Below are 11,564 nucleotides of genomic sequence, written 5' to 3'. Positions count from 1 at the left end.
CACCATCCACAACCAGAGGTACATCTTGTTCTCCGACGGACGGGGGGGGATTGCTCCCCCCGCGCCCCCTGCAGGAGTTGCCTCACTGCTCCGAGTCCAGACTGTCCGGTGGCTGGGTTCTCTTCTTGGAGTCGCTTCGCTCCGTCTGGTCTGTTCCGCCCGGGCGCACCGGCTCCTTCGTCGCCTGCCCGAGCGGGCTACTCACGCTCGTTCCTCGCGCTCGTAGCGGGCGATGGGCAGCGTCGCAACCGCGGTGGCCGAGCTTGTCGAGGCCTCGGCCGGCGCTGGACTCCCGAGGATGCTCAGAGCGCGGAAGCTTCTTCCGTCTGGCCGGTCTGGTAGTCATCGCGCGGGGCCAGCAGCTGGGAGAGCTCGGCCTCGTGCTCGGTGGAGACCACGAAGAGCAACTCGTCCCCGCCCTCCAGGGCGCCACCCGGCTGCGGGGCCATGGCCCGGCCGTCGCGGATGATTGCCACCAGGATCGCGTCGCCGGGGAAGGTGATGGTGCGCAGCAGCTCGCCCACCCGGGGGCTCTCCGACGGCAGGGTCATCTCCACCAGGTTGGTGGTGCCCTTGCCAAAGGTGAAGATCCGCACCAGGTCCCCGACGCTGACCGCCTCCTCCACCAGCGCGGACATCAACCGCGGGGTAGAGACTGCGACGTCCACGCCCCAGACCTCGTCGAACATCCACTCATTGCCGGGATGGTTGACCCGGCCCACGGTGCGTGGCACCCCGAACTCGGTCTTGGCCAGCAGGGAGTGCACCAGGTTGGCCTTGTCATCACCGGTGGCCGCGATGCAGACGTCGCAGGTGTCCAGCCGGGCCTCCTGCAGGGTGTCCAGCTCGCAGGCGTCGGCCAGCAGCCATTCCGCCTGCGGCACCGAATCGGTCTTGATGGACTTCGGGTCCTTGTCGATCAGCAGCACCTGGTGGCCATTGGCAATCAGCTCCCGGGCAATCGAACGGCCCACATTGCCGGCACCGGCAATCACGATCCGCATGGCAGTCTCCTCAGTGCTTCTGGAAGTTCGGGGCTTGTGGATGGTCAGTGCTTGATGGGCGGATCGCCCAGGATCTGTTCGATCTCGTCGGTTCGGTCCAGCTCGATCGCGGCGTAGAGCAGGTCACCGTCCTGCAGGATGGTCTCCGCCGTGGGCACCATGCCGGTGCCGTAGCGCAGGATGAAGGGCAGCGGGGTACGCACCGCGTCGGTGATCGCCCCGATGGTGCTGCCGATCCAGTCCTCGTGGACGTGAACCTGCACCAGCCGCGCATTGCCCGACGGGTCCCGCCAGACCGGCTCGGACCCCTCCGGCAACAGCCCCCGCAGCACCTGGTTGGCCGCCCAGCGGACGGTGGCGACGGTGGGGATCCCCAGCCGCTCGTAGACCTCGGCCCGGCCCTGGTCATAGATCCGGGCCACCACGTTGTGCACGCCGAACTCCTCGCGCACCACCCGCGCCGCCAGGATGTTGGAGTTGTCGCCGCTGGAGACCGCGGCAAAACCGTCGGCCTCCCGGATGCCGGCCTTCTCCAGCACCGCCCGGTCGAAGCCGACGCCCTTGACCGTGGTGCCCTTGAACTCCGGCCCGAGCCGACGGAAGGACTCCGCGGTGACGTCGATCACCGAGACGGTGTGCCCACGTTTCTCCAGGCTGCGCGCCAGGCTTGACCCGACGCGGCCACATCCCATGATCACGATGTGCACGCTGACCTCCAGTGTGTGCGGCGCGAACCGTGCTGTTCGGCTCGACGGATGAACGCTACCGCACCGGATCGATCACACCGCCCGGCTGGGTCTACAGTCATGCCGTGAGTTCTACACATGCGATCAAACGGCTGCTGGTTGGCCGCAAGCTGGCCAGCACCCAGCTGGGCGAGACCCTGCTGCCCAAACGGATCGCGCTGCCCGTCTTCGCCAGCGATGCCCTCAGCTCGGTGGCTTATGCCCCCGACGAGGTGCTGCTCACCCTCAGCCTGGCCGGGATGGCCGGCTTCGCCTTCAGCTGGCAGATCGGCCTGATGGTGGCCCTGGTGATGGCCGTCGTGGTGCTCTCCTACCGCCAGACCGTGCACGCCTACCCCTCCGGCGGTGGCGACTATGAGGTGGCGACCGTCAACATCGGACCCACCGCCGGACTGGTGGTGGCCTCCGCGCTGCTGGTGGACTATGTGCTCACTGTCGCCGTCTCGGTCTCCTCCGGGGTGCAGAATGCGGAGGCGATGATCCCCTGGCTGCACGGCCGGGAGGGGATGGTGGCCGCCGTGGTGATCGCGCTGCTGATGGCCATGAACCTGCGCGGGGTGCGGGAGTCTGGCACCTTCTTCGCCATCCCCACATATCTGTTCATGGCCGGGATCATCGGGATGACTCTGTGGGGCTTCGCCCGGATCTACCTGCTGGGGGACCACCTGCGCGCCCAGACCGCCGACTACCGGGTGGAGAGCACCAGCAGTTACACCCAGTTCTCCGGCTTCCTGATGATCGCGCTGCTGGCCAGGGCCTTCAGCTCCGGCTGCGCGGCCCTGACCGGCGTCGAAGCCATCAGCAATGGCGTGCCCGCCTTCAAGAAGCCCAAGAGCAGGAATGCCGCCACCACGCTGGCGCTGCTGGGTGGCATCGCCATCAGCATGCTGCTGGGCATCATCGCGCTGGCCAATGCCACCGGGGTGAAACTGATCGACCCCAAGGGTGGCTCCTACTACGTCACGCCGACGGGGGAGAGGCTCACCGCCGAGGGCACCACCGTGGTGGGGCAGCTGTCCCGCGTCGTCTTCTACGACAGTTTCCGACCGGCCTTCTACTTCATCGTCACCGTCACCATGGTGATCCTCTTCCTGGCCGCGAACACCGCCTTCAACGGCTTCCCGACGCTGGGTTCCATCCTGGCCCGCGACGGCTACCTGCCCCGCCAGCTGCACACCCGCGGGGACCGGCTGGCCTATTCCAATGGAATCGTCGCCCTGGCCGCCGCCGCCATCGGCCTGGTGCTGGTCTTCAACGCGTCGGTCACCGCCCTGATCCAGATGTACGTGGTGGGCGTGTTCGTCAGCTTCACGGTCAGCCAGTTCGGCATGCTGCGCCACTGGACCCGGCACCTGAAGACCGAGACCGAGCCCGAGGAGCGGCGCCACATGCAGCGCTCCCGGGTGATCAATGCGATTGGCCTGACGCTGACCGGGATCGTGCTGGTGGTGGTGCTGCTCAGCAAGTTCCTCCACGGCGCCTACCTGGCAATCATCGCGATGGTGGTGGTCTTCGCGATGATGCGCGCCATCCGGCGGCACTACACCCGGGTGGCCCAGGAGGTGGCGCTGGGGGGCTCGGCGGACCGGGCGCTTCCCAGCCGGGTCCGGGCCGTGATCTTCGTCGGCGAGGTGAACAAGCCGATGATGCGGGCGCTCAGCTTCGCCAAGGCCACCCATCCCGCCCATCTGGATGTTGTCACCGTTTCCGTCGACGACGAGGAGACGCAGCGGCTGGTTCAGACCTGGGAGGCGGAGGACATGGATGTGCCGCTCAAGGTGATCGCCTCGCCCTTTCGGGAGGTCACCGGACCGTTCATCGACTACGTGAAACGGCTGCGCAGTGACAATCCACGCGACGTGGTGTGCGTCTACATCCCGGAGGTGGTGGTGGGGCACTGGTGGGAGCAGCTGCTGCACAACCAGACCGCGCTGGTGGTCCGCACCCGGCTGCACTTCATGCCCGGCGTCATGGTCACCAGCGTGCCCTACCAGCTGCGCTCCTCGGCGGATGCCGACGAGAAGTATGTGCACGACGACCCCACGGCCTGGCGCATGGTGGGCAAGTGATGACCGAGCCCACCTGCACGATGACCGAAGTTGTCGAGATCGGCCCGGTCGAGATCGGCCCGGTCGCCCACGGTGGCCATTGCGTCGCCCGGCACGAGGGCCGGGTGGTCTTCGTGCGGCACGCCCTGCCGGGTGAGCGAGTGCTGGTCCGTCTCACCGACACCTCCCGCAAGAGCTTCTGGCGCGGGGATGCCGTCGAGGTGCTGCAGGCCTCCCCGGACCGGACCGAGCCGCCCTGCCCGGTGGCGGTGCCGGGCGGGTGCGGTGGTTGCGACTTCCAGCACGTCAGCCTGGCCGGGCAGCGTCGACTCAAGGGCGACGTGGTCCGGGAGCAGCTTGGTCATCTGGCCGGGATCGACTGGACCGGCGAGGTGGAGGCCGTCGAACCGTTCACCGGCTGGCGCACCCGCACCCGGTTCCTGATCGAGGCGGTCGAGGGCCGGGAAGCGGTGGTGGGCATGCGGGCGCACCGCTCCCATGACCTCGTGCCGCTGCCGGCCGACGGCTGCCTGATTGCCCATCCCGGGACACCGACCCCCGACCAGCTGGCCCGGGTGGCCACCCAGTCCGGCGTCGACGAGCTCCGGGTGGTGGTGCCGGACGACGGCCAGCCCCGCACCATCGCCTCCCGGGAGCAGGGGGCCGAGCTGGTGCCGGAGGTGGTGGGCGAACACCATTTCCGGGTGCGGGCCGACGGTTTCTGGCAGGTGCACCCCCGGGCCGCCGAGACCCTCACCGATGCCGTGCTGGAGATGCTGCGCCCCGCCCCGGGCGAGCACGCCCTGGACCTGTACTGCGGGGTCGGCCTGTTCGCCGGTGCGTTGGCCGGTCGGGGCTGCCGGGTGGTGGGTGTGGAACAGGTCCAGGCGGCCGTGCGGCAGGCCCGACGCAATGTTCCGCGCGCCCGCTTCATCGCCGCGCCGCTGGCCCGGGCGCTGCGCCAACTACCCCCGCGGGTGGACCTGATCGTGCTGGACCCGCCGCGCACCGGGGCCGGGGCGCAGGTGGTGCGCCACCTGGCCGGTCTGCAGGCCCGGGCCATTGCCTATGTCGCCTGCGACCCGGCTGCCCTGGGCCGGGACCTGGCCAGCTTTGCGGAGCTGGGCTACCACGCCGAACGGATCCGCGCCTTCGACCTGTTCCCGATGACCCACCACGTGGAGTGCGTCGCCCTGTTGACCCGCAGCTGATCGGCGCGGCAGTCCACCCGCTGACCTGCCGGAGCTGGAAGACTGGGGCCGTTCGGTTTCCCCCAGGTCGCCCCAGTGCCCGATCTCACCCCGTACCCAGTACCCCGAGGAGTCTGAGTCTTGCTCGCTGTTCCCCCAGGCCTGCGAGCCACCGGCGGGCCACCTTCGGCCGCTGGGACTGCCCTGAGCACACCCTTGGCCCAGGCCGGCATGGCCATCCGCATCGTGGCCCTGGGGGTGATGGCGGCGGTCTTCCTCGTCACCATCCCGACGGTGGCCGCCACCACCAACGGGCACCAGATCGCAGGCGTCGGCCTGGTGCTGGTGGTCCTGCACCAGCTGGTGACGGCTGGCGGGATCCTGCGCGCTCCCGAGAACTGGCGCTGGTTCTGGTTCGCCGGCCTGCTACTGGCGCTCGGCTATGCCGCGTTGATCTTCCACTGGAACCACCAACCCGGCGCGTCGCCGTGGGCGCCGGGATTCCTGGGTTTCGGGTGGGCCGCCTGGGGGACGGCGACCCTGGAGAGCCGCACCCAGATAGGGGCGGCGCTTGGCTTCTTCGCGGGCCTGACGGTCCTGGACGCCAGCCTGGTGGGGTTGAAGCACCAACCCGGCCACGAATTGCTGGTCTCCCTGTGGTTCGTGGTCCCGCCCGTGGTGATCGGGCTGTTCGGTTATGCGCTGCGTCTGGTGTCCGCCGGGGTGGCGCGGGAGATGGAGTTGCGGCGCGCCATCCAGCACGCCACGTCCAACCAACGCAGCACGCTCCACGCCCAGGCGGAGGCGGCCCGGCTGCTGCATGACCACGTGCTGCACGCCCTGCACGCCGTCGCGCGGATCGGTGGGGAGGTGACGCCCCAGATGGCGCAGGGGGAGTGCCGCCAGGCCCTGGCGGAGCTGGCCCGGCCCCGTGGTCTTGAGCACACCGCCACCGTGGGGGAGTTGTTGGTCACCGACCCGCTGGTGGCGAACCTGGACCCCCCGCTGGCGGGGGACACCGGTCCGTTGCCGGCCGACGTCGCCCAAGCGATGGCCGACGCGGTGCGTGCGGCCCTGGCCAATGTCCGGGCACATGCCCGCGCCAGCAGGGTCAGCGTCACCATGGCCGCCGAACCGCGCCCCCAGGTCGAGGTGTGGGACGACGGCGTGGGCTTCACCCCGACCCGGATCCCGCGGCAGAGTCTGGGTCTACGCGAATCGATCCATGGGCGGATGGATGATGTCGGCGGGGCTGCCCGGGTGGAGAGCGCCCCGCGGCAGGGCACCAGGGTCACCCTGACCTGGCCCCGGGAGGACTCCGCCCCCGACCCGTTGTGGGTGTCAGGGGCCCAGAGTCAGGTTCGCCGTCTGTTGATCAACACCTCCTGGCCTGGCTTTGGGGCCACCCTGGTGGGGGCATTGATGGTGGTACTCACCGAGGGCCAGTGGGCCCTGGCGCTGGGGGCGCTGGTCCCGGTGGTGGTGGGCATGGTCTACACCCAGATCCTGGTGCACCACCGGGCGAACCACGTCGACGAGCTCCTGCTGTTGGTGGTCTCCCTGGTCAGCTGGTGGCTGCTGGTGTGGGCGGCCCCGCCCCCCACGTCGGGGCACACCATCCATGGCCTGTGGTTCCTGTGGGCCTGTTCCGCCCTGCTCCACCTGTTGGTGTTGCAGCAGCCGGTGCGGCTGGCGATGGTGACGGTCTTCGGCTGGGTGGCCGCCGCGGCTGTTGGGCTGGCGGTGCTGCGTTCCCCGATCACCCTGCTGCAGGCCTGGCCGGTGATCCTGGTGCCGATGGGTGAGGGGCTCGCCACGGTGGCGGTCCAGTCCCGGGCCAGGCTGCTGGAGGCGCTGCAGCTGGAAGAGCGTCGCCGCACCACCGAGAGTCGGCAGCAGGCCGCCGCCCGACGCCGGGCCTGGCAGCTGGAGAACTTCTGGTCCGAGCACGTCACGGGGGAGGCCATGCCCCTGATCCGGGCCATTGCAGACGGTGAGCCGCCCACCCCGGAACGGATCCGCCACGCGGAGCTGCTGGAGGCCACCCTGCGCGACGAGCTGCTGCTTGGGCCGGACCAGAGCACCATGCTGGAGGTGCTGAACACCCTGCGGCGGCAGGGATGGCATGCCAACACCCCGTCGGTGAGCGAGGACGAGGTGGTCTTCCTGGAGTCCGTGGCCTTCTGGCTGGCCAAGATCGGCAGTCCGGCCCGTCACCGGCAGGAGGTGAAGGTCACCATCTCCCGCGGGATGGCAACCCTGGTGGTGCTGGACCCCAGCGAGCAGCAGCGTGCCCTGTGGAAGTCGACGGCCGACAAGTTGGGAGCGATGCTGGATTGCGGGCCGGGCTATGCCCGGATGCGGGCGCCGTTGCCGGAGCGCCCCTCGGGGCGCTATGTCGGGATCGCGGAGCCCATGGAAGGATGAGGGGGTGCCCGCCTTCTCCGCCAAGTGTCCGATCCGCCCCGGGGACCCGTGCAGCCTGTGCCAACCGGGTGCCGATGGGCCGCACAATTGCGGGCTGGTCTACCTGGTGATGGACGATCCCGAATTGCGCGAACAATGGAACGCCAATCGAGCGCAGCAGCGGGCCAAGACGGCCGCGCAGGCCGACGGTGGCGCCGGCCAGTGACCCCGGATTCCGGGCTCTTTCCGGGATGGATGGCCTAGCCGGAGCCATTTAGGAAAGCATTTCAGGCCGTTATTCCCGGCCTCATTGGCTGGCAGCCGCGCGCCCCATGTAGCAGACTGGGCAAGGAATTCCCGTTTGTTCGGGCAGGGCCCGAGGAACGTGGTATCTTGATGTCAAGAGACTTGGCGCAGGCGCCAAGCCAGCCCGATCAGGAGTGATGCATGAGCGTCAACAGTTTTGGGGCCAAGAGCACCCTTGAGGTGAACGGCCAGTCCTACGAGATCTTCCGGCTCGATGCGGTCGAGGGCCACGAGAAGCTTCCCTACAGCCTCAAGGTGCTCCTTGAGAACCTGCTGCGCACCGAGGATGGTGCCAACATCACCGCCGAGGACATCAAGGCGCTGGCCGCCGGTGCCCCCACCGGTGAGCCGGACAAGGAGATCCAGTTCACCCCGGCCCGCGTGATCATGCAGGACTTCACCGGCGTGGCCTGCGTCGTAGACCTGGCCACCATGCGCCAGGCCGTCGCGGACCTGGGTGGCGACGCCGCCAGGGTGAACCCGCTGGCCCCGGCGGAGCTGGTGATTGACCACTCCGTGATCGCCGAGCACTTCGGCACCGCCGATGCGCTGCAGCTGAACACCGACATCGAGTACCAGCGCAACCTGGAGCGCTACAAGCTGCTGCGTTGGGCCCAGGGCGCCTTCGACGAGTTCAAGGTCGTTCCCCCGGGCACCGGCATCGTGCACCAGGTCAACATCGAGAACCTGGCCCGCGTGATCTTCCCGCGCACCGTCGACGGTGTGCTGCAGGCCTACCCGGACAGCTGCGTCGGCACCGATTCGCACACCACCATGGTCAACGGCCTGGGCGTCGTGGGCTGGGGCGTGGGTGGCATCGAGGCCGAGGCGGCCATGCTCGGCCAGCCGATCAGCATGCTGATCCCCAAGGTGGTCGGCTTCAAGCTGTCCGGCAAGCTCAACGAGGGCGTCACCGCCACCGACATGGTGCTGACCATCACCGAGATGTTGCGTGAGCACAAGGTGGTCGGCAAGTTCGTCGAGTTCTACGGCCCCGGCGTCTCCGAGGTGCCGCTGGCCAACCGCGCCACCATCGGCAACATGAGCCCCGAGTACGGCTCCACCATCGCCATCTGGCCGATCGACGACAAGACCACCGACTACCTGCGCCTGACCGGCCGCGAGGAGGACCAGATCGCCCTGGTCGAGGCCTACGCCAAGGAGCAGGGCCTGTGGCACGACGCCGCCAACGAGCCCGTCTACAGCGAGTACATCGAGCTGGACCTGTCGACGGTCGTCCCGTCGATCGCCGGCCCGAAGCGCCCGCAGGACCGCATCGTGCTGTCCGAGTCCAAGCCCTCCTTCCAGGAGTCGGTCAAGGCCTACACCGGGGACCCGGCCAAGACCGTGCCGGTCACCCTGGCCGACGGCCGCAGCTTCGAGCTGGCCAATGGTGCCGTGACCGTGGCGTCGATCACCTCCTGCACCAACACCTCCAACCCGAGCGTGATGCTGGGTGCCGCCCTGGTGGCCAAGAAGGCCGCGGAGAAGGGCCTCATGCCCAAGCCGTGGGTCAAGACCACCGTCGCCCCCGGCTCCCAGGTGGTCACCGACTACTACGAGAAGTCCGGTCTGCAGCAGTACCTGGACCAGCTGGGCTTCAACACGGTCGGCTATGGCTGCGTCACCTGCATCGGCAACACCGGCCCGCTGATCCCCGAGGTCTCCAAGGCGATCAACGACAATGACCTGGCCGTCACCGCCGTGCTGTCCGGCAACCGCAACTTCGAGGGCCGGATCAGCCCCGACGTGAAGATGAACTACCTGGCCTCCCCGCCGCTGGTGATCGTCTACGCCCTGGCCGGCACCATGGACATCGACCTGGCCAAGGATCCGATCGACCAGGACAAGGATGGCAACGACGTCTTCATGAAGGATGTCTGGCCCACCACCGAGGAGATCGAAGAGGTGATCGGCGGCTCGATCAGCGCCGAGATGTACAAGTCCCGCTATGCCGACGTCTTCGCGGGCGACGAGCGCTGGCAGAACCTGGACACCCCCGAGGGCAACCTGTTCGCCTGGGACGAGGCCTCCACCTACATCCGTCGCGCCCCGTACTTCGACGGCATGCCGGCCGAGCCGACGCCCGTCGAGGACATCACTGGCGGTCGGGTGCTGCTGAAGCTGGGCGATTCGGTCACCACCGACCACATCTCCCCGGCCGGCTCCATCAAGGCGGACTCGCCCGCGGGCAAGTACCTGACCGAGAACGGCGTCGAGCGCCAGGACTACAACTCCCTGGGTTCGCGTCGTGGCAACCACGAGGTGATGATCCGCGGCACCTTCGCCAACATCCGGCTGCGCAACCAGATTGCGCCCGGCACCGAGGGTGGCTTCACCAAGGACTTCACCCAGGCCGACGCCCCGGTGACCACGGTCTACGAGGCGGCGGAGAACTACGCCAAGGCGGGCACCCCGCTGGTGGTGCTGGCCGGCAAGGAGTACGGCTCCGGTTCCTCGCGTGACTGGGCCGCCAAGGGCACCACGCTGCTGGGTGTCAAGGTGGTCATCGCCGAGAGCTACGAGCGGATCCACCGCTCCAACCTGATCGGCATGGGCGTCATCCCGCTGCAGTTCCCGGAGGGCCAGAATGCCGAGTCGCTGGGGCTGGACGGCACCGAGACCTTCGACGTGACGGGTGTTACCGCGCTGAACGAGGGCGTCACCCCGAAGACCCTGCCGGTCGTGGCCACCAAGGCCGACGGCAGCAAGGTCGAGTTCGACGCCATCCTGCGGATCGACACCCCCGGGGAGCGCTCGTACTACCTCAACGGCGGCATCCTGCAGTACGTGCTGCGCCAGCTGATGAAGTGATCGGCTGACCTGCTGATCTCGCGTGCCGAGGGCCACACCCAGCCGGGTGTGGCCCTCGGCCATTCCTGGTTCCCTGATTTCGCGGTTGACGAACGACTGTTGCCAGCGGCTCCGGGTGAGCCACCGCCCCGATACGGTCATCTGCGTACTTCTTCCCCATGCACGGACTGTGCATGGCCCGTTGACCAGGAGGCCCCGCATGACCACCTCACGCAGTTCCAAGCTCGTCGCCCTGTCCACCGTCGCGCTGCTGGCGCTGGCCGGATGTTCGGGGGAGGACAAGAAGGACTCGGCCGGCCCGGCCTCCACCAGTTCCACCGTCTCCGTGCCCGGTTCTGAGGCCAAGACCTACACCGACGCCCAGCTGGCCGCCATGCTCAAGGGTGCCACCGTGAATGGCGTCGCCCTGGAGGCGGCTCCGGCCAACATCCTGGCCGAGGCCAAGAAGGGCAGCAACTCCGGTGCGATCGCCGACGCGATGAAGCAGGCCACCGTCACCCCGGAGGCCTGCAAGACCGCCAGCCTGGACAATGCCAAGCTGATGCCCGGCAATGCTCCGCTGGCAGTCTCCGGGGCCAAGAGCCTCCCGATGGTGCTGATCCGCTCGCTGCCCAGCGCGGAGGACGCCAAGAAGCTGGTGGAGGCCGCCGGCAGCACGGCCGACGCCTGCAAGAGCTTCAACATGACCATGACCCAGTCAGGTCAGAAGATCTCGATGAAGGGCACCACCGAGAGTCTGTCGGTGGACTCGGCCACCTCGCAGACCGAGTCGGGGCAGAAGACCACCGTGACGGCGGCCGGCCAGACCATCCCCATGACCACCGCCCTGGGGCACGTGGACAACATCCTGATCCAGGTCACCGATCCGGGCCAGGTGAAGCTCTCGGCCAGCCAGCTGAGCACGGTGCTGGAGGACGTGGCCAAGATCGTCGAGGCCAAGAAGTAGTCTCCCGTCGCTTGGCGGCCCGGGGGGGGGGGGGGGGGGGGGAGGGGAGGGGGAGGGGGGGGGGGGGAGGGGGAGGGGGGGGGGGGGAGGGGGGGGGGGGGGGG

At 68.6% G+C, this 11,564-nt stretch carries 8 protein-coding genes; 6 read left to right on the top strand and 2 right to left on the bottom strand.

The genetic code is table 11. The features are described 5' to 3' along the window. Window positions 1-302: 302 nt before the first annotated feature. On the bottom strand, window positions 303-1,004 hold the full coding sequence (locus AAEX60_RS10915) for a potassium channel family protein (RefSeq protein WP_342103443.1): 702 nt from the start codon (window positions 1,002-1,004) through the stop codon (window positions 303-305). Between the two features lie 44 nt (window positions 1,005-1,048). Continuing rightward, window positions 1,049-1,696: a potassium channel family protein gene (locus AAEX60_RS10910; RefSeq protein ID WP_342103444.1), complete on the bottom strand. Its 648-nt coding sequence runs from the start codon at window positions 1,694-1,696 to the stop codon at window positions 1,049-1,051. Between the two features lie 119 nt (window positions 1,697-1,815). Between AAEX60_RS10910 and AAEX60_RS10905 the strand changes: the two genes are divergently transcribed. From AAEX60_RS10905 to AAEX60_RS10880, 6 genes are all read left to right on the top strand, one after another. Continuing rightward, a complete protein-coding gene (locus tag AAEX60_RS10905; protein ID WP_342103442.1) occupies window positions 1,816-3,819 on the top strand; it encodes an APC family permease in 2,004 nt (667 codons plus the stop codon). Further along, window positions 3,819-5,009 carry a class I SAM-dependent RNA methyltransferase gene (locus AAEX60_RS10900; RefSeq protein WP_342103439.1) on the top strand — a complete coding sequence of 397 codons (1,191 nt, stop codon included), beginning with the start codon at window positions 3,819-3,821 and terminating at the stop codon, window positions 5,007-5,009. The genes AAEX60_RS10905 and AAEX60_RS10900 overlap by 1 nt, the downstream gene beginning before the upstream one ends. Before the next feature lie 210 nt (window positions 5,010-5,219). Further along, on the top strand, window positions 5,220-7,415 hold the full coding sequence (locus AAEX60_RS10895; protein ID WP_342103437.1) for a sensor histidine kinase: 2,196 nt from the start codon (window positions 5,220-5,222) through the stop codon (window positions 7,413-7,415). A 4-nt stretch (window positions 7,416-7,419) separates the two neighbouring features. Further along, window positions 7,420-7,620 carry a DUF6767 domain-containing protein gene (locus AAEX60_RS10890; protein WP_342103435.1) on the top strand — a complete coding sequence of 67 codons (201 nt, stop codon included), beginning with the start codon at window positions 7,420-7,422 and terminating at the stop codon, window positions 7,618-7,620. Window positions 7,621-7,841: 221 nt separating this feature from the next. Then, on the top strand, window positions 7,842-10,514 hold the full coding sequence (gene acnA / locus AAEX60_RS10885; protein WP_342103434.1) for an aconitate hydratase AcnA: 2,673 nt from the start codon (window positions 7,842-7,844) through the stop codon (window positions 10,512-10,514). A 199-nt stretch (window positions 10,515-10,713) separates the two neighbouring features. Further along, window positions 10,714-11,460 carry a hypothetical protein gene (locus AAEX60_RS10880; RefSeq protein WP_342103433.1) on the top strand — a complete coding sequence of 249 codons (747 nt, stop codon included), beginning with the start codon at window positions 10,714-10,716 and terminating at the stop codon, window positions 11,458-11,460. Window positions 11,461-11,564 lie beyond the last annotated feature (104 nt).

It is taken from the genome of Luteococcus sp. H101 (assembly GCF_038433155.1).
GTDB lineage: Bacteria > Actinomycetota > Actinomycetes > Propionibacteriales > Propionibacteriaceae > Luteococcus.
Note: the sequence above shows the minus strand (reverse complement) of the source record. Positions and strands in the feature narration are given on the sequence as shown.